The sequence below is a fragment of the Agrilactobacillus fermenti genome (assembly GCF_021030645.1).
Lineage (GTDB): Bacteria > Bacillota > Bacilli > Lactobacillales > Lactobacillaceae > Agrilactobacillus > Agrilactobacillus fermenti.
On the sequence record NZ_JACGCJ010000018.1, the window covers coordinates 1 to 24,766 of the forward strand.

The 24,766-nt window shown below is 39.8% G+C and carries 22 protein-coding genes and 1 pseudogene; 8 read left to right on the forward strand and 15 right to left on the reverse strand.

Features of this window, described 5'->3' with window-relative positions; all coding sequences use genetic code 11:
* Positions 1-220: 220 nt before the first annotated feature.
* Positions 221-610: a hypothetical protein gene (locus FHQ08_RS07675; protein ID WP_003645575.1), complete on the reverse strand. Its 390-nt coding sequence runs from the start codon at positions 608-610 to the stop codon at positions 221-223.
* Between the two features lie 79 nt (positions 611-689).
* The gene (locus tag FHQ08_RS07680) at positions 690-1,706 is read right to left on the reverse strand and encodes an IS30 family transposase (RefSeq protein ID WP_230913823.1); all 1,017 of its coding nucleotides are present in this window, start codon (positions 1,704-1,706) and stop codon (positions 690-692) included.
* Between the two features lie 205 nt (positions 1,707-1,911).
* Here FHQ08_RS07680 and FHQ08_RS07685 point away from each other — a divergent pair, with 205 nt between their 5' ends.
* A complete protein-coding gene (locus tag FHQ08_RS07685; RefSeq protein ID WP_003645577.1) occupies positions 1,912-2,280 on the forward strand; it encodes an ArsR/SmtB family transcription factor in 369 nt (122 codons plus the stop codon).
* Entirely contained in the window at positions 2,273-4,402 is a 2,130-nt protein-coding gene (locus FHQ08_RS07690) for a heavy metal translocating P-type ATPase (RefSeq protein ID WP_003645578.1), read from the forward strand. Before FHQ08_RS07685 ends, FHQ08_RS07690 begins: the two co-directional genes overlap by 8 nt.
* 9 nt (positions 4,403-4,411) lie before the next feature.
* Here the strand turns inward: FHQ08_RS07690 and FHQ08_RS07695 are convergent, their stop codons facing one another.
* The 7 genes and pseudogenes from FHQ08_RS07695 to efp all read right to left on the reverse strand — a co-directional run bounded on the left by FHQ08_RS07695 (position 4,412) and on the right by efp (position 9,963).
* Positions 4,412-5,341 (reverse strand): IS30 family transposase, encoded by a 930-nt coding sequence (locus tag FHQ08_RS07695; RefSeq protein ID WP_230913824.1) that lies wholly within the window; start codon positions 5,339-5,341, stop codon positions 4,412-4,414.
* A gap of 111 nt (positions 5,342-5,452) precedes the next feature.
* Complete coding sequence (locus tag FHQ08_RS07700) at positions 5,453-5,593, reverse strand: hypothetical protein (protein WP_225351601.1); 141 nt, start codon at positions 5,591-5,593, stop codon at positions 5,453-5,455.
* Between the two features lie 28 nt (positions 5,594-5,621).
* Positions 5,622-6,575 (reverse strand): annotated as a pseudogene (locus tag FHQ08_RS07705) (hypothetical protein); the annotation flags it as partial.
* A gap of 276 nt (positions 6,576-6,851) precedes the next feature.
* The gene (locus FHQ08_RS07710) at positions 6,852-7,052 is read right to left on the reverse strand and encodes a hypothetical protein (protein ID WP_230913825.1); all 201 of its coding nucleotides are present in this window, start codon (positions 7,050-7,052) and stop codon (positions 6,852-6,854) included.
* 274 nt (positions 7,053-7,326) lie between these two features.
* Entirely contained in the window at positions 7,327-7,902 is a 576-nt protein-coding gene (locus tag FHQ08_RS07715; protein ID WP_230913826.1) for a TetR/AcrR family transcriptional regulator, read from the reverse strand.
* A 142-nt stretch (positions 7,903-8,044) separates the two neighbouring features.
* Positions 8,045-9,265 (reverse strand): ArgE/DapE family deacylase, encoded by a 1,221-nt coding sequence (locus tag FHQ08_RS07720; RefSeq protein ID WP_230913827.1) that lies wholly within the window; start codon positions 9,263-9,265, stop codon positions 8,045-8,047.
* 134 nt (positions 9,266-9,399) lie between these two features.
* Positions 9,400-9,963 (reverse strand): elongation factor P, encoded by a 564-nt coding sequence (efp, locus tag FHQ08_RS07725; protein ID WP_230913828.1) that lies wholly within the window; start codon positions 9,961-9,963, stop codon positions 9,400-9,402.
* A gap of 185 nt (positions 9,964-10,148) precedes the next feature.
* Here efp and ndk point away from each other — a divergent pair, with 185 nt between their 5' ends.
* A complete protein-coding gene (gene ndk / locus FHQ08_RS07730) occupies positions 10,149-10,562 on the forward strand; it encodes a nucleoside-diphosphate kinase (protein ID WP_230913829.1) in 414 nt (137 codons plus the stop codon).
* Positions 10,563-10,724: 162 nt separating this feature from the next.
* Here ndk and FHQ08_RS07735 read toward each other — a convergent pair whose 3' ends face one another.
* From FHQ08_RS07735 to FHQ08_RS07750, 4 genes are all read right to left on the reverse strand, one after another.
* Positions 10,725-11,417: a 2,3-diphosphoglycerate-dependent phosphoglycerate mutase gene (locus FHQ08_RS07735; RefSeq protein WP_230913830.1), complete on the reverse strand. Its 693-nt coding sequence runs from the start codon at positions 11,415-11,417 to the stop codon at positions 10,725-10,727.
* A gap of 186 nt (positions 11,418-11,603) precedes the next feature.
* Complete coding sequence (locus FHQ08_RS07740) at positions 11,604-12,062, reverse strand: GNAT family N-acetyltransferase (protein ID WP_230913831.1); 459 nt, start codon at positions 12,060-12,062, stop codon at positions 11,604-11,606.
* Positions 12,022-13,140 carry an AI-2E family transporter gene (locus FHQ08_RS07745; RefSeq protein ID WP_230913832.1) on the reverse strand — a complete coding sequence of 373 codons (1,119 nt, stop codon included), beginning with the start codon at positions 13,138-13,140 and terminating at the stop codon, positions 12,022-12,024. The genes FHQ08_RS07740 and FHQ08_RS07745 overlap by 41 nt, the downstream gene beginning before the upstream one ends.
* Before the next feature lie 58 nt (positions 13,141-13,198).
* Complete coding sequence (locus FHQ08_RS07750; RefSeq protein ID WP_230913833.1) at positions 13,199-14,662, reverse strand: hypothetical protein; 1,464 nt, start codon at positions 14,660-14,662, stop codon at positions 13,199-13,201.
* 265 nt (positions 14,663-14,927) lie between these two features.
* Here FHQ08_RS07750 and FHQ08_RS07755 point away from each other — a divergent pair, with 265 nt between their 5' ends.
* A complete protein-coding gene (locus tag FHQ08_RS07755; RefSeq protein WP_230913834.1) occupies positions 14,928-17,627 on the forward strand; it encodes a MucBP domain-containing protein in 2,700 nt (899 codons plus the stop codon).
* 141 nt (positions 17,628-17,768) lie between these two features.
* On the opposite strand, the gene FHQ08_RS07760 is transcribed toward FHQ08_RS07755, so the two are convergent.
* The gene (locus FHQ08_RS07760) at positions 17,769-18,683 is read right to left on the reverse strand and encodes a hypothetical protein (protein WP_230913835.1); all 915 of its coding nucleotides are present in this window, start codon (positions 18,681-18,683) and stop codon (positions 17,769-17,771) included.
* A 169-nt stretch (positions 18,684-18,852) separates the two neighbouring features.
* Between FHQ08_RS07760 and FHQ08_RS07765 the strand changes: the two genes are divergently transcribed.
* From FHQ08_RS07765 to FHQ08_RS07775, 3 genes are all read left to right on the forward strand, one after another.
* Positions 18,853-20,223 carry a DUF3329 domain-containing protein gene (locus FHQ08_RS07765; protein ID WP_230913836.1) on the forward strand — a complete coding sequence of 457 codons (1,371 nt, stop codon included), beginning with the start codon at positions 18,853-18,855 and terminating at the stop codon, positions 20,221-20,223.
* A gap of 128 nt (positions 20,224-20,351) precedes the next feature.
* A complete protein-coding gene (locus tag FHQ08_RS07770) occupies positions 20,352-20,801 on the forward strand; it encodes a GtrA family protein (protein WP_269073905.1) in 450 nt (149 codons plus the stop codon).
* Positions 20,791-21,729, forward strand: a complete 939-nt coding sequence (locus tag FHQ08_RS07775) for a glycosyltransferase family 2 protein (RefSeq protein ID WP_230913837.1) — start codon at positions 20,791-20,793, stop codon at positions 21,727-21,729. The genes FHQ08_RS07770 and FHQ08_RS07775 overlap by 11 nt, the downstream gene beginning before the upstream one ends.
* 287 nt (positions 21,730-22,016) lie before the next feature.
* Here FHQ08_RS07775 and FHQ08_RS07780 read toward each other — a convergent pair whose 3' ends face one another.
* The gene (locus tag FHQ08_RS07780) at positions 22,017-23,384 is read right to left on the reverse strand and encodes a glycosyltransferase 87 family protein (RefSeq protein WP_230913838.1); all 1,368 of its coding nucleotides are present in this window, start codon (positions 23,382-23,384) and stop codon (positions 22,017-22,019) included.
* A 101-nt stretch (positions 23,385-23,485) separates the two neighbouring features.
* Between FHQ08_RS07780 and FHQ08_RS07785 the strand changes: the two genes are divergently transcribed.
* Positions 23,486-24,505 (forward strand): glycoside hydrolase family 43 protein, encoded by a 1,020-nt coding sequence (locus FHQ08_RS07785; RefSeq protein ID WP_230913839.1) that lies wholly within the window; start codon positions 23,486-23,488, stop codon positions 24,503-24,505.
* Positions 24,506-24,766: the final 261 nt, after the last annotated feature.

The following is a 24,766-nucleotide window of genomic DNA, read 5'->3' on the forward strand; positions in this document are numbered from 1 at the left end:
ATTGACCCTCAAGGTCAATGTTATTTTTAGAAAATCAATCGCTAAAAAAATAATCGTAGTTTTCAGATTCAATATCAGTCTGAAAACTACGATTATTTTATTTTGCGTGGCTTATGTCCCAGCCACTACATAAAAGCAAAAAATTCCTTGAGATCAAATCTCAAGGAATTTTTTGTTTGAGGCTGTATAAAAAGACTTATGTCCCAGCCTCGTAAAGCGCTCAATGAGAATTATTAATTGAATTTATTGTTTCACTGTATTTAACACCTAATGCTTCTTCATCTGGAAATAAGGTTTCTCGTGAATATCCTAGATGCCTTAATTCTTTTTGGATCAAATCTTTATAGGTAGCTGGAACAATTATTTTTTGAGGTTCGTATTGCTGAGTTATCATATTTTGAATTGTAGAAATAGAAGTTGTTTCAAGAAAGGGCTGAAACATAAAATAACCATGTTGTGCTTTAATTCGGGGATTGATTTGGGAAGCAGTTACAAAAAAGCACTCTGTAAATAATTTTGTAAAGTCAATTGGCTTTACATAAGCTTTGCAACTATCTGCTTTCAAAATCTCTAATAATCGGCAAACTTGTGGACTATTATTTAACTGCATATATTTCGGATAAATTAGTTCCTCAATTTTTAAGTCAAGTGCAACGATGATAACGAATTCTTGATAGTGGTCTAGGCTGTTACGCCATGCATCGGTAGTAATCGCATGGGCGAAGATAGTTCAGAATACGTCTGGGACGATGGTTCAGTGCGGATTGGACTGCTTGAATTTCAACCAGGGTAACTGCTCTGAGAGACTTCCCTTTCGGGAAGAATTCCCTAAGCAGTCCATTGGCGTTCTCGTTTGTGCCACGCTCCCAAGGCAAGTACGGATGTGCGAAGTAAATCTGGGTTCCAACAATCTCTGATAACTTGGCAAACTCGGAACCATTGTCAAAAGTGATACTCTCAAATTCCTTGGCCCCGTAGTCGTCGATCGTGTCCTGCAAGGCTTTAAGGCAGGTGCCCGCATGATAGTCAGGAATCTTGACGATGATCTCAGTCTGGCTGTACCGTTCTGTGAGCGTCATTAATGCTGGCTCATCAGCTAAGCGAATACCTTTGACCAAGTCGCCTTTCCAATGTCCCACGCCTGTGCGGTCATTCACGGCCGCAGGACGCAACTCGATTGAGTCGCCGTATATCTTCTTATTCTTGCGCTTGTGGGCGTTCTTATAGCCTTTGATGCGGCGTCGGAGCTTCTTGGGAAGTGTCATGTTGTCTAGCTCAAGCAGCCCGGCGTCGATGTAGCGATACACAGTTGTCGTTGAAGGGCAAGCCTTGCCCTGGTCGCGATAGAAGTGTACGAAGCTATCAACGCTGTGTACGCGCGGCTTACGAGTAAGCTTCCTGGCGAGAGCCTTGAAGAACGCACGGCCGGTCTTAAGAAAGGCGTAGTGACCGGTTCTATCGCGTTTACGGTCGTGCATGGCTTGGGCAGTTTCCGCAAGATAGACTTGATGCGAGTGACGCTTCGAGTCGAGCTGAGTTACAGATCCACGCGTGATTTCTCGTGAGATTGTCGCTTTACTGCGATGAAGCTTCTGTGCAATCACGGTCGCGGTGTCGCCAGCAGCCTGAAGGGCCTGAATTGTAGCACGGTCGCTAAAACTGAGTTGTTGGTAATGCTTGTGGGTATTAGTCTGAGCGTGGGTCATGAAGATTCCTGCTTTCTTGTTTAGCTAGCACTAACAAGAATAGGTCTTCATGGCCTTTATGGTCTAGTCGTCAGGGTGTTGCACTTGAATTGTAAACTGGAGAAACGATTATTTCTACAAAACATTCAAATAAGTATTTCAATATTTTGGAAAAAGGGGTATAATATATTCAAATGAATATTTGAATGATAGTGGAGTGATGATGTTGAGTAATAAAGATACTTGTGAAATTTATTGTTATGACGAAAAAAAAGTCAATCGAATACGAGAAGAGTTACAAAAAGAAGATATATCTAGTGTTTCCCAATTATTTAAAGCACTTGCAGATGAAAATAGGGCAAAAATTACCTATGCCTTATGCCAAGATGGGGAGTTATGCGTGTGTGACGTTGCGAATATCATTGGTTCCACTGTTGCAACAGCGTCCCATCACTTACGAACCCTTCACAAACAAGGGATTGTGAAGTATCGAAAAGAAGGAAAATTGGCGTTTTATTCACTAGATAATGAATATATCAAACAGTTAATACTTATTACTTTAGCTCATAAAAATGAGGTGAAAGCCAATGTCTGATCAACAAGCAAAATTATCTGAAGAAGAAATGAAAACCTATCGTGTTCAAGGATTTACTTGTACCAATTGTGCAGGCATCTTCGAAAACAATGTGAAACAATTGCCAGGAGTTAAAGACGCGAAAGTGAATTTTGGAGCCTCTAAAGTTTATGTTCAAGGAAATACAACAATTGAGGAACTAGAAAAAGCAGGAGCATTTGAAAATTTAAAAGTTCGGGATGAAAAAGAACAAAAGGTAGAGCGTGAACCTTTCTGGAAGCAAAAAGAAAACATTAAGGTCTATATTTCAGCGTTATTACTTGTGATTAGTTGGTTTTTGGGCGAGCAATTAGGAGAAGAACATCTTCTTCCAATGATCGGCTACGCAGCATCCATTTTAATTGGTGGATATACACTGTTTATTAAAGGTCTTAAAAATCTAAGCAGATTAAAATTCGATATGAATACGCTCATGACGATTGCTATTATAGGTGCTGCGATCATTGGTAAATGGGGTGAAGGCGCAACAGTTGTTATCCTATTCGCTATCAGTGAAGCGTTAGAACGTTATTCAACGGATAAAGCTCGTCAATCTATTGGATCATTAATGGATATTGCCCCAAAAGAAGCATTAATTCGGCGTGGAAATGAAGAAATGATGATTCACGTTGAAGATATTCAAGTTGGAGACATTATGATTGTAAAGCCTGGTCAAAAATTAGCAATGGATGGATTAGTTATTAAAGGTACATCTACACTAAATCAGGCTGCTATTACTGGGGAAAGTGTTCCAGTAACAAAAACAATTGATGATGAAGTGTTTGCAGGAACATTGAATGAAGAAGGGTTACTTGAAGTTAAAGTAACAAAACGAGATGAAGATACTACTATTTCAAAAATTATTCATCTTGTAGAAGAAGCTCAAGCAGAACGATCACCTTCTCAAGCATTTGTCGATAAATTTGCGAAATACTATACACCAGCTATTGTGCTTTTAGCTCTTTTAATTGCAGTTGTTCCTCCATTATTCGGTGGAGATTGGAGCCAATGGCTTTATCAAGGTTTAGCTGTGTTAGTAGTTGGTTGTCCGTGTGCTTTAGTTGTTTCAACTCCAGTTGCCGTAGTTACTGCAATAGGGAATGCGGCAAAAAATGGTGTGTTAATTAAAGGTGGTATCCATTTAGAAGAAGCAGGACACTTAAAAGCCATTGCTTTTGATAAAACAGGAACATTAACAAAAGGTATTCCTGCTATAACAGACATCGTGACGTATGGTGGAAATGAAAATGAATTGCTTACAGTTACAGCAGCCATTGAAAAAGGATCACAACATCCACTTGCTTCAGCCATTGTAAGAAAAGCAGAAGAAAATGGATTGAATTTAAATGGTGTTTCGGTTGAAGAGTTCCAATCTATTACAGGTAAAGGTGTAAAAGCAAAAGTAAATAACGAAATGTATTATGTAGGAAGTCCAAATCTGTTTGAAGAATTACATCAAACAATTGAAAGTACCATCAAAGAAAGAATTACTCGTATGCAAACAGAAGGAAAAACCGTAATGGTTTTAGGAACGGAAAAAGAAATTCTTTCGTTAATTGCCGTAGCAGATGAAATGAGAGAAACATCAAAAGAAGTTATTAGTAAATTGAATCATATCGGAATTGAAACAGTAATGCTGACTGGTGATAATCAAAGAACCGCAGAAGCAATTGGAAAACAAGTCGGTGTTTCGGATATTAAAGCTGATTTATTACCAGAGGATAAGCTGAATTTCATTAAAGAACTTCTTGGAAAACATCAAAGTGTAGGAATGGTTGGAGATGGTGTTAATGATGCACCAGCACTTGCAGCTTCTTCAGTTGGTGTCGCAATGGGTGGTGCTGGAACGGATACTGCATTAGAAACGGCTGATATTGCTTTAATGGCTGATGATTTAAGCAAATTGCCATATACTATCAAATTAAGCCGTAAGGCTTTAGCAATTATCAAACAAAACATTACCTTCTCTTTAGCCGTTAAATTAGTAGCATTACTATTAGTTATGCCTGGTTGGTTAACTTTATGGATAGCAATTTTTGCCGATATGGGAGCAACGTTACTTGTTACACTAAACAGTTTACGACTATTGAAGGTTAAAGGGTAGATTGCAAATTTAATCCGAATTTTTGGACAAATTTGTCAGCATAACCTGATACGGTGTTTGCCAGTCGAGTATTTTAAGCGGTCGCTGGTTAATTTGGAGTAACGTCGTCGTTAAATCTTGAGCACTAATGTGCTCAAAACGAGTCCCTTTAGGATAAAAATAACGTAAATTCCGATTAAAGCGTTCATTACTACCACGTTCAGCTGGAGTATAAGCATGGCAGTAATAGGTCTTAATACCATATTGTGATTCAAGTGATACTAGCCCACTAAACTCAGTGCCACGGTCCACAGTAAAGCTGTGCACCGGACCATTAAAAGTGGTTAGGAACTTAGTTAGTGCTTCATTAACAGTCGCTGTCGTCCGATCTTTTAACCGGTATGCCCAAAGGAACCGTGATTTGCGATCGATTAAAGTTAATAAAACTGCCTTACTATGCCCACGAGGACCAATGACTGTATCTAGTTCAAAATCGCCGATGCGATTACGTTGATTAATCATCATGGGACGCTGTTCAATTGATCGCCCCAAAGATTGATTATATTTGGATCGTTGGTCAACGTTACGCCGTTGGCGTACGCCATGTTCAGGTAGATCATTCAAGGAGAAACCAATTCTCCTCTGATTTAGCCAATTATAAATAGATTTAGTAGCTAGTTTAAATTCGTGAGCTATCATTTCTGGTGACCAACTTAGCCGTAAATGGTTTAAAATTATTTGCCTTAATTTGTCATTCAATTTAGTCTTTCGGCCACATCGTGACCGCTTGTATTCGGTATCTGTTTGGGCCACTTCGGCCTGGTAAGGTTCACATCGAGCTAATTCATAAGAAATTGTGGCAGGTGATCGGTTCAGCCGAACGCCCATTTGGATATTGGACAGCCCTAGTTCACAAAAGGTTTCGATTTTAATTCGTTCGGAATAGGTTATACTAGACAAAAGATCAGCTCCTAAAAGATGGGTTTGTGGTAAACACCATTTTAAAGGAAGCTGATCATTTTTGTCCGAACAGCGTTCGGATTAATTTTACAATCTACCGTATATCAAAAATCATAGATCTTGGACAGCTTCTAAATCATTTTCTAAATATTTATTAGAATAATCCTTGATATTAGTAGTGAGCATCGTTTCTTTAACTAGGTTAGCAACTTCTTCAGCGTCTGAATCTTTAAAAAAGCGTTTTATAATCACATTGTTTTTCCCTCATTAAAATAATTATCTATAGTTGTCTTTGTTTGACTTCATCTTGCACCGGTTGTTTGATCTTGGGATTTTGTCTAACGAAATCCTGTAACTGTTTTTGGGTACGATTACTGATTTCCTGGTGCACATAATTTAGCTGGGTTTTTAGTTCTGATTTTTGTTGGGAATCAGTTGCTTGCTTAATTTTTTGTTGCAAACCTTGATAGGACTTATTAAGATCATGGGCTGATAGCTTTTTTAGATCATGCTCAGGCTCTTTTTGGGCTTCTTGTAAGCCTAATTGTTTGGTTAAGCCATCGCTAAGCTCAATCACTTTGTTGCTCACTTGCTGGATCTCACTTAAAGCACTATGGATCACGGCTTTATCTTTAGCCCAGGTGGCCACGTAACCGAGTGAGTAGTTGCTGGTATCAACGCCAATATTTTGCATGGCAACATACGCAACCGCTTCGGCCTGGGTTTCCTGATAGGCTCGTGGCCGATCTTTAAAGGCTGATTTCAATCCGTGTAACTGACTATGCGCATATTCGTGATATAACGTCTTTAGTTTCAAAGCATTGTCGGGCTCATCGCCACCAATAACAATTTCATTAGTGCTGGGTTGAAAATATCCCTTAGCCCCATTTAACGTTGCTAAGGGCACTTCACTGACCTTAAGGTCGGTTTGCTGGTTTAGATAATCCTTGAATGCGTTATACAAGCTTGTCACATTCTGATGATCGGCCAAATTTTCTTTGACAAAGTCTTTAGCGCTTAGGACAGGGTCACCACTAGTTTGTGCCACGTCGAAGATGGGCAGGTAACGATAACCAACAATGGCCCGTTCGTCGGTAGTATCAAGTCGCTTTTGCTCAGCGGGTGTCAATTTCTTAATAATCGGTGCCGCAATTCGAATGGACTTAGCGCTCCTATTAACGGTGCGGTTAAAATCTGTTTGCCATTGCTTAAATCCCGCGACACCAACCGATTCGCAAAAACACCATATGTGCAAATATGTATGCCTACCATTAAAAGCATGAAGGAAAGAACAACAGCACTCCAAAAAATGATTTTTTTCTTACGCTTCTTTTGAACCATCTGTGATCATACCTTTCAGCTTAATTTCTGAACCAAGCAGTGATGTTAAAACCTCGAAAATAAACAGTTCCATATATAGGTATGTCATGATCATTAAAATACTAATAAACGATTATAATACTATCCATGTGATTTAAATCTCTTGTTGTAAATAACTATTGGAGACATATCATAAATTTAGCTTTTTTATAAAATAGACTCCAATCGCAATAATCAATGTGCCTAACGTTGCAATACCTAGCGCATTTATAAAAGCACTATTGTTAAAGCCATTTTTTAAAAGGTTCCATATATAGGTACTCATAAAAATAACCATCCAAGTCGCAATGCTGATAAGCACTTTACTTGATATTTTATTTTTATTCATCATATCAGAACCACATGCATCCTATTTTGACGTGAGTATACAATTTGTTTATTCATGATATGACGGCCTCCAATTATGATAATTGTTGATCAACAACATGTCTAAGTAAATTTACAAGTTCATATTCTCACGTGTGATTTGAAGAAACAAGTCTCTCAAATTGACACTTGTCAACCGCATCATTTCCAACAGTTCGGGCAAATTCCCTTGATTGCCGAAATGTTTTGTTCAAATAAGCGCTCTAAAAGTTGACAGTGGTTAATTTTTCCAGACATCATTAAATATCAATCAGTGCTTTGGTGTGATTTTCCATCAAATAATTAAATTTCTGAGAAAAAGTAACGGGGTTCTCTGGTTCTGGCTGTCTCATCCAGTTGGCAATGATCGCTAGAGCTTCGGAAACAAGCAATTGCGCCATAAAATTAGCACTCAGGCCAACTTTTTGCGTACTTTTGTCAAAAAAAGGTTCGATCAAAGTAACATAGTGATCAATAATGAAAGATCGCCAAGCAGGATCAGCGACACGACCGTATAATACCTTCAAATAGTGCCGTTTCTCATATAGTAATGGCAATACCTGATTACCAAAAAATTGGATTATATCATTGAGCCGATATTGGTGCGCATTTTTGATAAATTTTTTGACCATTTGATGCGGTTTTTGGTCGATAAAATAGTGTAGATTACGGATCAATTCATCGATACTTCGATAATGTGATTGATGCATGGCTTGGCGTGATATATGCAACTTATCAGCAATTTTTGCCAGCGTAATTTCAGAACGCGAAGCTGCTTCATTGGCAACTAATACAAATGCTAAAAAGAAACGCTCGTCATCTGAATTGAACTTCATTGTTTTCCCACCCTATAACGTGTTGGTTATTCGCCCATTATAAAGGACATAACGACCAAGATGGCTGGTTTCACAAAAAGTTCAATCTAAAATCACGAAGCGTTCCCAATTTTTACCTATTTATTTAATCAAAAAAATTACTTTAGGCCTCAAAATACGCTGGCAATAACTGTTCATAAATCGCAATAAAATCGAAATACATTTGTTTGGCAATACTCTCATTATCCTGATGCGGAGTGTCATTTCCTGGACCAAAGACCACATAATTAAAGTCCTGCTGATGATCGATCAAAAATTTAGAGGCATCCGTCCCGCCAGAGACCCCCATGGTCAAAATCTTATCTGCTGAAAAGGACATGCCGGTTGCTTGAGCAGCGCGTTCACCCTGGGCAATATCGGCAGCTGGTAGCTGTTGTTTGGCCATATAAGGTTCAGCGATTTGCTTGATCAATTGAATAATCTTAGCATTCTCTTTGCCAATAATTGGAACAATATCCATATCAACTTTCAAGCCGACCGCACCATTTGTTTTTTGGTTATAGTCGGCAATGACAGCATTCATTGTTTTCAAAATCTCTGTATTTGGCAATTCTGGAATCGTACGAATATTAATTTGAGCCGTCGCCAAACTTGTAATCGCATTGACTTGATTGCCGCCCTTAATGACATCGAGATTATATACCGTCTCACCTAAAACGGAGTTACGCTTATCTTGCATTAATGTCGTTACCTTGGCTTGAAGTTGGGCTAGAACATTCATTAAATGCTGCACGGCATTGTTCCCTAGTTTAGGCATGGAACTATGCGCAGCTTTGCCTTTTGAAGTAATGGTCAGGTCCAGCTCACCTTTATTGGCATAAACCGCCCGATACCCTGATGGTTCCGCAATTAACAAAGTATCGACGTCTTTCATGAAGCCATCACTTGTTAATGTTTCTGCGCCAAGTTGTCCGACTTCTTCGCCTGCGGTGGCTAGTAATCGAATCGTCCCTTTAATTGGGACGTGTTTTTCTTTCAATTCGATCATTGCAATGATTAAAGCAGCGAGACCACTTTTCATATCGGTCACACCACGACCGTAAAGCAGATCCTCTTTCTGAGTTAACTTGAAGGGGTCTGTCTGCCAATTGTCACGGTCAACAGCTACCACATCCATATGTCCCGAAATCGCTAATATTGGTTTGCCTGACCCTAAAGTAGCCACTAAATTGGCTCGAGTATCATTGATCGGTCGAATTTCATTTTCAATGCCAGCTTGATCCAATAGGGTCTTTAAATACTGGGCTACTGTTAATTCATGATCATTGACAGATTGAATTGAAATTAATTTCTCTAAAATCGCCATTTTTTGTTGTTCGTCCATCTATGCCACACTCCTTTTAAGTATATTTAAATGGTAGCACTTACAGAGAAAAGCGTAAAAAATAGAGGACAAAAACAAAACGTTAGTTTTGTTTCGCCCTCCACCTGTTAATTACAGCTATTTGGTATAATCAATTATTTACCAGCACGTTTTTGATAGCTGCCATCAGTCGTGTTGATAACTAATTTGTCACCTGTTTCAATAAAATCAGGCACATTAACGACAAGGCCAGTTTCCAAAGTAGCTGGTTTACCAGAACCAGTTACCGTTGCACCCTTGATAGAAGGTTCAGTTTCAGTAACGGTCAACTCAACCGTTGTTGGTAATGTAACCCCGATAACTTCGGATTCATAGAATTCGATTTTGACATTTGTATTTTCCAACAAATATTTTAATTCATTTTCGATGACTTCAACTGGAATTTCATATTGTTCATATGTTTCCAGATCCATGAAATAAGCAGTGTCATCTTGAGTGTATAAGTATTGTGCATCTTTAGTTTCAAGAATAGCTTGTTCTACTTTTTCACTTGGACGCATAGTTGTCGTTACGGTCGAGCCAGAACGAATATCATAAAGCTTCATTTGCATTACGGTATTGCCCTTACCTGGTTTATGGTGGTTGCTTTCGATTACTTTAATCAATTTGCCGTCTTTAACAAAAGCCATACCTGGTTTTAGGTTGATTGCTTCAAGCATGTGTATTCTCCCTTTTGTTCTATAGAATAAAAAATATACCTAGAATATAATACCATAAAAAAACACCCTAAACCAATTTAGTCGGGATTTAGAGCCTTTATTTTCAGAAAATCGATAAAAATACTAGGATAATACGTCAAAGAAGTGTAACATATATTTCTAATAAGACTGGAAAGGAATTAGTTATGACTGAAGAACAAACATTGATGCTTATTAAGCCAGATGGCGTAAAAAATAGCCACATTGGGGATGTCATTAGTCGGATCGAACATCGTAATTATGAAATTACCGCTATGAAAATGGTACAGGCCACCGAAAGTCAACTTCGTGAGCATTATGCTGCTCTTGTAGATAAGCCTTTCTTTCCTAAAACGTTAAAATACATGCAATCTGGTCCAATTATTGCGATGATCATTAAGGGAACCAATGTAATTGCCGCAATTCGTGAAATGTCTGGTGCCACTGTGCCTAGTCAAGCTAGAAGCGGCACACTGCGGGGAGATTTTGCGCGGGAATGGCCAGATGGCACGATTCGAAATTTAGTCCATACCTCTGATAGCCCGGAAAGTGCCCAACGTGAAATTGGGGTTTGGTTTTAAATTTAGAATGTACAGACTATTGATGGCCCTTTAAGTGAGGACAAACATTTAATTCTAAATAGGTCCCAAAAGAAGAGCCTGACGCACAGTTAAAATTCGAGCATTGGTATATAAAAAGAGCGACCACAAAAGCGGTCGCTCTTTTTATATTGTTTTTGACGATTAGTCGTCTAACTTAGTCTTGTTTGTAACTTCCAATTTATCATTGAAGTCATATACCACTGGTTCTCCAGTAGCCATTTCAAGATTCATAATATCTTCATCAGAAATGTTTTCGATGTATTTAGTCAAAGCACGTAATGAGTTACCATGAGCAGCGATGATGACGTTCTTACCAGCTAATAAGTCTGGAGCGATATGATCTTCCCAGAAAGGAATAACCCGTTCCAAAGTAACTTTCAAGTTTTCGCCGCCAGGAATGATCCGTGGATCTAAGTCAGCGTAACGGCGATCTTGTGCTGCTGAACCTTCGTCATCAGCCTTTAATAATGGTGGTAAAGTATCGTAAGAACGACGCCAGATATGAACTTGTTCGTCCCCATATTTTTCAGCGGTTTCTTTTTTGTTCAAGCCTTGTAATGCGCCGTAATGACGTTCATTCAAGCGCCATGTTTTCATTTCTGGAATCCAAAGTTGACCAGATTCTTCCAAAGCATAGTGCAAAGTTTTGATTGCACGTGTCAATACAGATGTATAAGCTTGATCAAATTCAAGACCAGCTTCTTTGATCAATTGACCAGCTTTTTTGGCTTCTTCAACACCTTTTTCACTTAAATCAACGTCAACCCAACCCGTAAATTGGTTAGACAAGTTCCATTCGCTTTGACCGTGACGGATCAATACTAATTTTGCCATAAAGAGCAATACCTCACTTGTATTATTTTTTTCAAGTTACATTTTACACTTATTTACAGAAAATATATAGTCATTTCTTTACTTTCCACGAGGCTGGGATAAATTTACCATTTTACTTTCTGTCCACCATTTCTCGCAACCCTTGTTAGTGCTCGGTCGCTGATCGCCTTTTGTCACACTCTGTTCCTACGAGTCCACCTCACGAATATAATGGATCAGGCGCCCGGCTTCGCGAAAACCCAAATACTCATGGAACTTTTGTGAAGATATGTTATCCAAAGTCACATCACTGCCAATTTCAGAAATATTTTGGGTACTCGCCCATTTAAAGCCGGCTTCAACTAATTTGTAGCCAATATGCTGGCGGCGAAACATTTCCAAAACAAAGATACCTTCCAGATAGGCCACCGGCGAAGTAGTGGCTCCAGTAACGGAATCATAACGCAAACCAAATTCACTATAACCCACAGCATTATCGCCTTGCAGTGCAATAAAGAACGCACGATCATGTAACATCAAGTTTTCTTGAATATTAACGACAAGGTCCTGATAAGCAACATTCTGCCATAAGCGATGTTGCAGACGAGCAAGTTCTCTTGCCTTATCATTTGTCACTTTCGTGATTTTGATCGGTAAATTTTGCATCATTATCCCCCTTACTATTCCGGCTGAAGTGATGAAAATGTAAACGCTGGCTCACGCCACTGGTACCACCCTTGATCGCTTTGACACCAAGGATATCAAGAAAGAAAGTAAAAATTGGAATACCCACGATCAGACCCCAAGTCCCAAATAAACGCTCAGACGCCAACAATACCACAAACGTGAAGAATACCGGTAATTGAGTCCGGCTAGACATAAATTTAGGATTGAGTATATAAGCTTCAATAATGTGGATCACAATGATCATGATCAAAATATAAACAATATAACGAAATCCACCAACAGTATAGGCTACAAAAGAAAGTGGTACCAACGAAATCATAACACCAGCTACTGGAATTAGCGATAGGAAGAACACCATCACTGCTAACGGCGCTAAACTTGGCATGCGCATAAAGCTCAAGGTAATCGTCGTCAACGTGGTATTTACAATTGCAATCAATAATTGTGCTTCAAGAACCACGCCAAACGTATTGACGAACTTCTGACCAAAAAAGTAAATATCCTCAAAGAACCAGCCAAAGTCGCTCTTGATAAATAGACGGCCGAAACGATTCAATTGATCCACTTCAATTGAATAGAAAAAACTAAGAATAAATGAAACCACAAAAGTAACACCGGCGCCACCAATATTCGTAATATATTGGAAGATCTGACTAATACTACTGCGAATCTGAGCATTTAAGTTTAATCGCTGGATCCACTGCGCAACTAGCCTTAAGATTTCATTGGAATCCACATCTGGACGTTCATAGAATTCGAAAACTAAATGAAATAGCTTGAAGAATTGCCGCAATAAAATCGGGACGTAATGAGAAATGACGATATATATCCCGCCAATGATCAATATATACACTGGAATTACAACTACCCCTGGACGAATCCGCGGCAGCTTGCGTTGGACCCAACGAATTAAATGAACCATTAAAAAAGTAAAGATGAACGTCAATAGTAATGTACTCATGACACCGCGAACGAGCCAGAGTAAAAAGATAATCAAGGCTAAGACGGTAAAACGGCGAACTCTGAGATTCGCAACAAAACGATCATATAAATTCAAAAATAAACCTCCAGAGCGTACTGCAATAGATTTTTGACTGTACAAAGCCGCTTTTCAACTAAGGATTCAACTGAACACGCAACTGTGGCACACCTAATGTGACATCAGCCATTTTCATCCAAGTGACCGTGGCAGAATCTGAATCCGGTTGATGTAATAAGTATAACTGATTATCTAAGGAACCGAACACTAATAAATCCCCACTTTCAGTCGAAATAACAGCTGAGCCTGACTGGTTGCTAGCTGGTGACACCGCAAAAACATAGTTCATCTGCGGCTGCTGTGAACCATCCTTGGCCACACCCTTATAATCGCTAGGCTGTTGTGTGACGCCAAAACTGCCAGAAAAGTTCACACCCATATCACCAACGCGATCGCGATTATTGTCAGACATGGCCGCCACAACCTGCATCAAGGCCTTATTGCTTTGGATTGGCGTCTGCTTCCAATCATTATATTGTTTCACAGCCGCCTGATAGATCTCCGGCAACGAAATTTGAGTGTTATCGGTTTTTGTAAGGCTGGTGTAAGGCTGATTCTGTGGCTGGTCTGCATTAGGCCAAGGTTCATAGTCCTTAGAGAAGAAATGATATTCGTTACCTTGATGTTCAATTCTGGAACGCGCTAACCCGATATTGTCACCGGTATACAAAGCAATTTTTTGTGGTAAAGGCTTGTCGGGATCTTGACCATGGACATAGTACGAAATTCGCAAGAGATTCTTAGGTACCAAATAATACTTTCCATATAAGTAGGCAATTTGTCCGGTAGATACCTCATAATAGGCCACATCAGGATTATCGTCCGTTTGATTTTTTTGTTGCACCGCATGCACCGAAATCGAGTTTTGATATGTGCCATCTGCATTAAGTGTAATTTGCCCATAAGCACGGCTTTGTCCAACCATAGACCGGTAAGCATAGTTACCCACATCTGCTTGATTGGTTATCGGCTTGGCATTCTTTTTAGGGTCGGCTACAAAATCCATTAAGCGCGTCGTAATATCCTTAGGCTGTGGCTTAACTTTCTTTTGCGGCTGTTTTTTGCTGATTGACGTGCCGCCGTTATCACTACCATCTTGCTTCAACTGAGCTAAATGCCAGTTTTTTTGACCATCAAAACTGACTTGATAGCCTTTCATTTTTTTCTTGTTTAAAGTTTCAGACATGGCTTTACCGATTTTAAGTACCATTGCCCGATCACTCGTATGAATCACAATTTCTTTGCCCGTTTGATGTAATGAAAACTTGGGATTCGCAAAATTTTTATCTACCCGATTCTCACCACCGGGGGCCCCGATCTCATCGATATCTTTGACGGTCACCGTTTTATTGCTCAGAAATTGTAAAGAAATGACGCTATGTGTGCCTTCTCCTCGGTATAGATACCAAATTGGTTTCGCTGTCGTAATTTTTTTTAAGGTTGTGTCCTTTGCCTTTGAATTAGACTGATTATGACTACAACCGGTCAACACTAACAAACAGACAATCATTATCCCCATCAAACGCCAAAAAAAACGCACAATAAATCCTCCTTGAAAATCATCTAAACCAATTATACGCTTGCCGATCCAATTAATTCTGCCAATTAAAGATATAATTTATATCAAAATTGCAAAAATCACCAAAAAGAATTACGTTTAATTTAAATAAAAATATTAAGGAATTATTATTTGTTGCAGTATAATTATTAGCATCATAGAGAGTGAGACAAAAGGTGTTGCCTTTTGGAACACGTTTAGACTTAAAGTTCTTCGTAAACACATATTTTGGGGAGGAAGCATACTAATGAAAAAAATGGGGCTTATGCTTTCATGCTTATTTGTTTTACTGCTTTCATTATTTTTCACCGATACACCGATACAAGCAGCACAAACATTACCAAATAATCCATTGGCCAGCTTAACGACGTCAAAAGCTAACACTGACACCTTGCCAAAACAATCTGTGTTAGCAACGCTATTGGATTCAGAAACGATTACACCCCCAGTAGTGGGTCCCATACCTTATCCAAGTTTTGCCAATTTTTTTGCCAGCTTGAATGTTAACTATACCGATTACGGTAGTACTCACTTCAAAATTTTTTATAATATGCATTCCACTTGGCGGGTTTATCCATATAATGAGCTCAGATCTCAACTTGGGGGTTTTTATATTATTCTACCAGCCTCTATTACTGCTGACGGTGGACTTACCGCGATGCAGAAGGCTGCTGATGACTATGTTACCCAGTTAAAATCCGATGGGGTTACGATTGATAATATCAAAGTCTATCAGCTTTCAAAACTAAAATCGACGATTGATGGTACCGATTATTATCGTGACGTTTTTTATTTTAGACCCAATGATGGCGCAACGAATACAACAGCGCCACCAGACCCAGATATTAGTACAGAACCCAGGGATCGCTTACCCATCATTATTCCTATTAAAACGGACAGTGACGCTGCCACAACACCAGCCAAAATTCAAATCAATGGCTCACCAAATGACAGTAAGAAAGATACATCAACAGCTAATATTTCAGCTGACTTAAACAAATACGGTGTGCTTTTCGGAGGTACCAATGATTCAGCTTATGATGACCAAACTTATAATTATGCTGCCGTATTAAGTTCACAACTCGGCTTGCAAAATGCACCAGATCAATATCTAGTTTCAGCAACCAGTCATTTATTTACCCAGTACGCAACCTACAGCCATATTTTAGTTTATGACATATACAAAATTGTTGATGGTAGCAACCCAGATCAGCCAAACAATATAGGCTATCTGTACTCCCCCGAAGGAAAAGATGGCACGACCTATAGTCGTGTGGGTCTCGTAGATACATTGGCAAATATCAAAGCACACGACCCTGGTCTAGACACAAGTCCCTACGATCCAAACAATATCCAAATCAGTAGTGGACAGCTCACAGATACAAAAGTCAAGTTAATACCCAGCAACTTTACTGTGCCTTCAAATGACTCTTCTCCAGCCACGGCCGTCCCTGGCACAACCTATACGATTACGCTTAACAAGCATCCAGCGGGCAAACGTGTAGCAATCAAATATCAAAGCTATGATGGCACGACTATTGCATCAGATCAATCTTTGACTAGCACTGATCCCCCACTTGGCAGTGCCTATACTTTTACCAAAGAGCAGCAGATTGATTACGGTTTGAAGAAAGCACCTGAAGGTTATACTCTGCTGAGTGTTACCTATCCAGATGGCACCATCTTAAAAGCTAGCGATATAGATACAGATGCGGCGCTGACGGCCAATAATTTCCAAACTAATTACTCAGGTACGATCACCAATAAGGATCAAACTGTTATCTTTAAGTATGCCCCCCTTGTTGGCAAAGTTGATTTAAAAATTGGCCTAACCGATGGTAGTGTGGTTGGACCACTTGTGTCGGCAGCTAGTTCATTTTTAGCTTATCGAGATAGTTCCAGTCTTATGTTCTCTAATAAGTACACTTATCAAGAGTTGTTTTCAAAATTATATATATCTGGTGAAAATTCACCGACACTTGTGGATTTAGTCGTTGATGGCAGCAAATATACTAATGGTATCTGGGATAAAGCCGAATTAGAAAGTGCTTTGAATTTGACAGATGCAGAAATCCCAATGGTCACTAATTTACTGGATAAATTTGAAGATGCCACTTTAAATACACCGCAATTTGAAGACCTTCAGAAAGAAAAAATTGTCTTTAATAGTTACGGGCAAGTCATCACAAAAACCATACCTTTCACAAAAAATGACTCACATATCACGATTCAGTACCTCTATGGTGATGGTCCCAAGAAAGGACAAAAAGCGGCAGATGACCGCTTAGTGAGTGGGTTAAGTCACGTGACGCCAGACCCGGTCACGATCAATAGTCCTGAAATCACTGGCTATACTCCTGATCAAAGCAAAGTCATAATCAGCTTTACCGGTCAGACTAAGACAGTTAAGGTTTATTACTACAGTAGGCAAAGTTTGCAATTGACAGTCCCTAAAAAAATCGACTTTGGGAAACGGACACTGCCAAATGTATCAAGTGACCTATTAACGTATTTGCCCCAAACGATCGATCAAAATTTAGAAGTCGACCAACAAACATTAATGCCCGAATCTAGCGCTTTAAACTATCAACTGCCCTGGCAATTAACCGCTACAGCAAGTGATCAGCTCACCCAAACGGGCAGCTCTAAAACGATCGGTGCATCGCCAATTCACTACTGGCACGAAAATACAGACGTCCAATTAACTGCCAATCAGCCAGCCTTGATCATGCAAGATGCGGGTACTAAGAATATTTCAGAAAATTGGCTAAAATCAAAAAATACTGGGTCAATTGCAGCTGCTGATGATAAAAGTGTCCTTACCAACGACCAAGCATCTGGCATTGCCCTGCAATTTGTAAATGACAATAACCATACACAAATTTTAGGTAATGGCAAGGCTTATGTGGGTACTATTGACTGGCAGCTATCTTTAGCGCCTCATTAATTTCTATATTCAGAATCAGTTATAACTAAAAACAGGTGGCTGAAGACAAAACTAATGCTTTGTCTTCAACCACCTGTTAATTACGAATAATTTTGGTTTAAACGTGTTCCAAAAGGCAAAGCCCCTTGTTTCACTCTGATGTTAATTACCACCTAAAAATGACTTCAAAGCACCGCCTGCCGCAGAAGATTCCGCGCTTCTTAAGGCACTAGAAGCTTCTTGAGGACTACTAACATTGCCCATTTGCGAAACTTTCTGCTCCAACTGAGTAATGGCATTGGCAAGATTTGAATTATCAGCCTGGGCTTGTTGCGCCAAGTCAGATAGTTGGCTTTTCACATCTTGGATCTGAGCTTGATAAGTCCCGGCATCGTTGGATTCTTGATAACCGTCAACGGCGTTTTTCAAATCTTTAACCGTCTGCGTCAACTGCGAAATTTCAGAACTAGTGGGGCTAGAAGTAGTGGCTTGACTGGATGAGCTGCTCGATTCACTGGCGCTGGAACTGGTGACTTGAGAACTTTCCTGTTGACTATCAGCACTTTGATCATTGTTATTCCCACTAAACGTATGGATCAGTAAGAAAATGACAATAATCACTAAAATGACAGCTAATAATGTCCACATCAAATGTTTGCCGCGATTGCGCTTTTTTGGTTTATTGGGTTTGGTTTTATTGGGCTGGGCTTGGTTTGTTGTACTATTAGTTTTGGGTGCTGCTTGTGCTGATGCCGCCGGGTGTACATTCGCAGTAGGTGTTTCAGGCGCTTGTGTTTGGGCCATGCGTCCATCCAAATCGACTAATTGAACATTAAACATCTGCCCTGTAATTTTTCCCGTTTCAGGATCACTTACAAAAGCTTGAATCTGATAATTGCCAGACTGCTGAAAATTCACTTGCGATGTGTCGATTTGAACCCGATCGCTGATATCCGCCCCTTTGGCTGAAAAAGCCTTAATATGAGCTTGCTGAATCCATTGTTGGTCCGTTAATTCCAAACCCGTTTGTAGTCTAAGGGTCGTTGTGCCAATCGTTAAAATTGGTTTATCTGTCAAAAAAGTTACCCCCTTGTCGCACTCTGTTTGTTTTTATTTTACCTGAAAAAAATGATTTGCCATCAGCCGGAGGTCTAAACTTTACCAAAGGTTTACCAATCCAACAAGGCTGATATGCTATAATTACGAACAGTTAGCATTATTTTAACGTATTGGGGTTTTAATGAAAATGAATACGACAGCAAAACGTTTCAAGCAAAAATGGATCTACCTGATTTTTATTTTATCTTTTGGCTTAATGGGGGCTCTAAACTTTTTAACTCCATTATATGATGATGATCTTTACATGTACCACCGCTACCATTCTTTCTGGAGTATTTTAGACGTAGCCAATTATGAGTATCACAATTGGAATGGCCGCGCCGTGGGTCAAACAATTTTTCGTTCCCTATTAAACATCCCCTGGCCGGCTTTCAAAATTCTTAATGCTTTAGCTTTTTGTGCATTAACTTTCTTGATCCTATTATATACTTCCAAAAATTGGCAGAAACTGTCTCCCATCAAATATCTAGCAATTCTCGCCGCAAGTTGGCTCTTTTTGCCCGCTTTTGGACAAAGTGTGCTCTGGGCGGCAGGCTCTGGCAACTATCTTTGGACGACCCTCTTGATTCTCTGTCTCGCCCTACCTTATTTTATCAAAGCCTTCCATATTCAACGCACCCCCTTTAAGCATCACTTGAAGCCAGCTATCCGCGCGATACTCATCATTTTTTTAGGCATTCTAGCAGGCTGGTCCAACGAGAATACGTCCGGCGGCCTGATTATGGCAATTGGTTTGATGATGATCTATCAACTATTTGTGAAAAAAACTAAGTTAGCTTTATGGCAATACACCGGCTTTGCGGCCACCGTGTTCGGCTTTCTCATGTTGCTGCGCGCACCAGGCAACCAAGTTCGTACTATCGCCACAGTAGGTAAAGCTTACCTAAAGATCCCCTTCTTGCAGCGCTTTTCTACCGGTATCTGGCATGTCAGCGATTCCATGAACAAATTACATATGCCTTTCGTTTGGACACTGTTAGCTGCGATCATTGTGCTCTTTATTTTTTGGCCGTCCTTAGAACGTATTGTCAAAACCTTATTATGGACAGCCGTGGGTGCCGCCACGCTTTACGCTTTAGGTGCCGCACCAACCGCTATCGATGGCGGCCGTGCCTTTTTTGGTGGCATGGTATTTGGCCTGATTGCTTTATTTAGTGCCATCCCGGATAGTTTTGAGTTCCAAACGATCAAGTGGAAACGCGGTTTGATCCTACTTGCTAACTTAGCGATTATTATTAGTGCCTTATTTAATTTTTATCCTGGCTTTATGGATCTTTACCGTTCAAATGCAGCAATCAAAACGCGTTACAGCTATATTGAACAGCAAGTAGCCAAAGGTCACACCCATTTGAAGGTACCCCCAATGTGGTATTATCCAACAACTAAATATGCCATCAACTATAATTCTCAAGATCTGGGCAAAGACCCTAAAGTATTCCCCAACGATGGCTATCCCGTCTACTTCAAAGGCTTAAAGAGCATTGTTCGACCACGGTAATAATTTTCAGAAATTCGCCACAAGTTTTACACAACTCCGATTTAAGCTAAACCCATCGTTGAAGTTGTATTGAGTGCTTTTACGTTTTAGCTTATAATTTAGGTTTGTGTAAAGGAGTTTTCCCCATTATGATAGAGTTAATAAAAAAATATAAGCAACTGATCAACTACGCAATTTTTGGTGTATTGACGACTGTGATCAATATTGGCGCCTTTCAGTTATTGGATCATAATCTAAATTGGAACTATATGTGGGCTAACAATATGGCCTGGTTTATTTCCGTCTTATTTGCCTTTTTCACCAATAAGACGCTTGTGTTTGGTTCTAAATACACGACCAAAGGTGCTTTTACGCGAGAACTCCTAGCCTTTTTTGCGGCGCGCTTAGCATCCCTACTCGTAGATGACGCCATTATGTATGTTGGGGTTTCGTTACTAGGTATGAATAGTTTACTCACAAAAATCGTAGATAATATCATTGTTATTATCATTAATTACGTCTTGAGTAAAATTATCTTCAAGTCTGATCCAATGAAGTCTAAAAAAGAGGAAGTGGCTCAAAGTAAAGATGTCCGCTGAGAAAAATTTATCTGTTGTCATCCCTTGTTATAACGAGCAGGAAACCATCCCGATTTTTTATAAAACCATGGAAGGTATCAACGCCCAAATTCCTGATTATGAAATCGACTACTACTTTGTCGATGATGGTTCCAAAGACAACACCTTAAAAGAAATGCGCCAACTGCAAGCAAAAAATCCAAAACGGGTGCACTACTTATCTTTCTCGCGTAATTTTGGTAAAGAATCTGCATTATTAGCAGGTCTCGATGCTGCAAAAGGTGAGCTAGTCGCCGTCATGGACGTAGATCTACAAGATCCACCAGAATTGTTAATTGACATGCTTGCAGGCATCCAAAAAGAAGATTATGACTGCGTGGCTGCCCGCCGTGTTTCTCGCGATGGTGAACCACCCATTCGTTCGTTTTTTGCCCGCATGTTTTACCGGCTAATTAATAAAATCTCGGAAACGCCAATTGTAGATGGTGCCCGTGACTTCCGGCTTATGACGCGTCCGGTTGTGGACTCCATCTTATCCATGCGCGAATATAATCGCTTTTCCAAGGGTATTTTTGGTTGGGTCGGTTATAAAACCAAATACTTAGAATATAAAAACGTGGAACGTGTGGCTGGTGAAACAAGCTGGTCCTTTTGGAAATTATTCCGTTATTCCTTAGATGGTATTGTTAGTTTTTCAGAATTTCCACTCTCCATCGCCTCTTGGATTGGCTTTATTTCCTTTGTCATTTCGTTTATTTTCCTTGCTTTTATTGTAATTCGTGCGGCCGTTCATGGCGACCCAACGCCAGGTTGGCCGTCAATGGTTTCAATCTTCTTAATGATCGGCGGCCTCCAACTCCTTTGCTTAGGCATTGTGGGTAAGTATATCGGCAATATTTATCTTGAAGTCAAGAATCGTCCGCGTTACATCGTCAAAGAGAAAAAATAGCGTGAGAGTAATTTTAGAACGCGTTTGAAATAAAAACGTTCATCAATCAAATAAAGCCGAGAGTGAGAGCAAAGGCGCCCAGCGCCTGAGCACCAACAAGAACTACGAAAAATGGTGGACTTTCTATTTGAGTCATTCGTCGTTGAGTGAGGGCATTACCTTTTGGAACACGTTTAAGATACAATCGTTCGCGAAATAATCGGAGCCGTAGACAAAACATTAGTTTTGTCCCGGCTCCGATTTTTTTGATATAGATTAATACTCACAACTCATTTTTACTGTGTGGCTCAACCTTTGATTTTTCGTACCCACCACGTTTTTACCCGTGTCACCATCTGTCTCAGCTGTCCAGCCATTAAGTCACTGTTTGTGATAGATAAATGCTGCCGATAGTGTGCCCATAAGAACCACAATAGCAGTATTAAACTTAAGCTCACATTTATTAGCGAACCCCATTGGTAAAACTGAGCCGCTTGCTTAGCACTGCCAAAAACATGATATTCCAGCTGGATCCAGACGGTAAATTCGTTAAATAAAATCAGCAGACTAAAGCACTGCCAACGCACCCAATCTCCTACCCAATGTGTTATTGACTTTGTTAATAACAATAAAAATAAGAAAGGTATCATAATCAGCTGATAACGCTCATGCTGCGCACCAGTCAGCATAAAAATTGCTAGCGTATAGATCAGCCCTGCCGACCACATATCAAATGTCATCAGCTTCTGTTGGCGCAGCCAATAAGCGACCCCTAGGAAGAAAAGAATCAGCGCAATTAGCAAAAGATTGGCTTGGTTATATGTAAAAGTACCAAAAAATGTTTGGTTCATTTGAATATTTGGCTGCCGCCCGTAGAAACTTGCGCCCCAAACATTAAACCCGCCCATCAATAAGTGACTATATTCGCCAAATGCTTTGAACGTCATGGTAAATGGTAATAGAAAGTCAAAGTTATACAGGCTAAAAGGGAACCAACCCACATAGATCGTTAAAAAGCCATAGAAAACGCCATCTAAGGTGCGGCGCCAACCACGCTTAAGCCAGGTTTCAGCTATAAATAAAGGCACAAAATACAGCATCTGAAACTTCATCAAACAGCCAATCCCCAGTAGAATTGCACTAAAACGTACTTTATCATGCTTTAACAGTAACGCAGCCGCCAAGGTAAAAAAGATCAGAGCCGAGTCAATTTGCCCCCAAATAATCGTATTAAACGTTAATGCTGGTAATAATACCAATGCTAGTCCTAATGCCGCTGCACGTAAATTCTGACCACAAAACCTAAAAATCAGCCAGCCATTGGCAATCTGAAAAACAATCGGCCAGAATCGAATCGATACATATGCTAAGAAGACAAACCAAGCGTTAGAACTGGTATACCAAACCAGCCCTGGTCGCAGCCATCCTTGGAGCGTACTCAAAAGGATAGGATAAAGTGGCGGGTAATCGATCCGCTTGCCCACATGAAAATGAGGCGCGTACATCCCCCATAAGTTGGTCCCCACCCGATGAACCCATTGAAAATTCGTCCATTGTAGATCTACCTTAGTCTGAAAGAAGCCACTGATCATCAAAAAAGTGAGCAGTAAGCTAAATAAAATTGAATAAAACACAATACAAATTTGCTTTTTTGACCATGTCGCGGTTAATTTCATAGTTATACCCTCATTGTCATTCACATCAATATCATCATACCACGTCTCTGAAAACAAGCGGGCTATGTTACAATTAGAGCAACTTTTAACAGGGAGTCATTATGAAAAACAAACACCAACCCTATCGTCTCTATTTAATGCTAGCCGGTCTTTTAGTCATCCTGATCGGTTTAAGTATCTATGCTTTCAACCCGCATCACCAACAGCGTATTTCTAAACCGCGCGACCATTATTTGTTCGTTTACTTTACAATGCCGAAGTATCCAAATAATGAACAGATTCATTTTGCTGTCAGTACAGATGGCTACCATTTTAACCCCCTCCATCACAATCAACCAGTCTTCTTCGCTAAAAAAGGTTATCCAGCCGTACGCGACCCTTTTATCATGCGCGCCCAAAATCACAAAGGGTTCTATATTTTGGCGACTGCTGGCGGCTGGCAGCAAGAATCAGGCGACCCAACCACCATTGCCCAACCAAATCCCAATATTCATGTCTGGCACAGTCAAAACCTTACAGATTGGCACGAATCATTGGTCCCCATAGCCGATCAGCAAACAAAATTTGTTTGGGCACCGGAAGCCATTTATGACCGTCAGCACCATAAATACCTAGTCTACTGGTCACAGCCCATAAATGCGAAACTACCCCAGTCCAAATTTGCGATTTATGCCGCACAAACAAAAGATTTTAAACATTTCACCAAACCACGCGTTTATCTCAACCAAAAAAATCAGAGTCAGATCGACATGACTATTTTTTCAAGTGGCACTAATTACTATCAATTCACTAAAAATGAAACGACTAAACAAGTTTTCGAAACACGTTTAACCCAATTAATCAATAAAAAAAGACAAGCAATCCCAAGCCATCGCTTAGTTCAAGAAAAAAATGTTGAGGGCCCAACTGTCTACAAACTCTATCACCAGCACAAATGGCTGCTGCTGCTAGATCACTATGATCAAAAAGGCTATCAAGCATTCAGTACCTCGAATTTAAATAGCGGCCAATTCACACCAATTCATTCAAAATCCTATCATTTACCAATAGGCGCGAGACATGGAACCGTCATACCAATTACTAAAATAGAGTATCAGCGGCTTTGGAAACATTACCAATAAAGTATCAATTCAATCCCAGAATACTGGTAATTTTATGCAAAAACTGTACTTCACTAGTCACCTGTTTCATATTTTCATTTTCATTATTTATGATTTTTTTAATTCATTAAAACACGAATTATTAATAGATATAAATAAATAAATATTCGCAAATCAGCTCACAAAACGGCCTTTAAATGGTATGCTTTCTTTAATGTCAATTCATACTTTTAAACTCGAATCGTAGAGGTGAGCATTGCCGTGTTCAGCATTAAAATGAAC

What these genes read in the sequence shown, in the direction of transcription:
- FHQ08_RS07755 (WP_230913834.1), top strand. Translation starts at nt 14,928, where the DNA reads ATGAAAAAAATGGGGCTTATGCTTTCATGCTTATTTGTTTTACTGCTT.
- FHQ08_RS07715 (WP_230913826.1), bottom strand. Translation starts at nt 7,902, where the DNA reads ATGAAGTTCAATTCAGATGACGAGCGTTTCTTTTTAGCATTTGTATTA.
- FHQ08_RS07765 (WP_230913836.1), top strand. Translation starts at nt 18,853, where the DNA reads ATGAATACGACAGCAAAACGTTTCAAGCAAAAATGGATCTACCTGATT.
- FHQ08_RS07770 (WP_269073905.1), top strand. Translation starts at nt 20,352, where the DNA reads ATGATAGAGTTAATAAAAAAATATAAGCAACTGATCAACTACGCAATT.
- FHQ08_RS07710 (WP_230913825.1), bottom strand. Translation starts at nt 7,052, where the DNA reads ATGATGAATAAAAATAAAATATCAAGTAAAGTGCTTATCAGCATTGCG.
- FHQ08_RS07780 (WP_230913838.1), bottom strand. Translation starts at nt 23,384, where the DNA reads ATGAAATTAACCGCGACATGGTCAAAAAAGCAAATTTGTATTGTGTTT.
- ndk (WP_230913829.1), top strand. Translation starts at nt 10,149, where the DNA reads ATGACTGAAGAACAAACATTGATGCTTATTAAGCCAGATGGCGTAAAA.
- FHQ08_RS07680 (WP_230913823.1), bottom strand. Translation starts at nt 1,706, where the DNA reads ATGACCCACGCTCAGACTAATACCCACAAGCATTACCAACAACTCAGT.
- FHQ08_RS07720 (WP_230913827.1), bottom strand. Translation starts at nt 9,265, where the DNA reads ATGGACGAACAACAAAAAATGGCGATTTTAGAGAAATTAATTTCAATT.
- FHQ08_RS07690 (WP_003645578.1), top strand. Translation starts at nt 2,273, where the DNA reads ATGTCTGATCAACAAGCAAAATTATCTGAAGAAGAAATGAAAACCTAT.
- FHQ08_RS07675 (WP_003645575.1), bottom strand. Translation starts at nt 610, where the DNA reads ATGCAGTTAAATAATAGTCCACAAGTTTGCCGATTATTAGAGATTTTG.
- FHQ08_RS07735 (WP_230913830.1), bottom strand. Translation starts at nt 11,417, where the DNA reads ATGGCAAAATTAGTATTGATCCGTCACGGTCAAAGCGAATGGAACTTG.
- FHQ08_RS07785 (WP_230913839.1), top strand. Translation starts at nt 23,486, where the DNA reads ATGAAAAACAAACACCAACCCTATCGTCTCTATTTAATGCTAGCCGGT.
- efp (WP_230913828.1), bottom strand. Translation starts at nt 9,963, where the DNA reads ATGCTTGAAGCAATCAACCTAAAACCAGGTATGGCTTTTGTTAAAGAC.
- FHQ08_RS07775 (WP_230913837.1), top strand. Translation starts at nt 20,791, where the DNA reads ATGTCCGCTGAGAAAAATTTATCTGTTGTCATCCCTTGTTATAACGAG.
- FHQ08_RS07740 (WP_230913831.1), bottom strand. Translation starts at nt 12,062, where the DNA reads ATGCAAAATTTACCGATCAAAATCACGAAAGTGACAAATGATAAGGCA.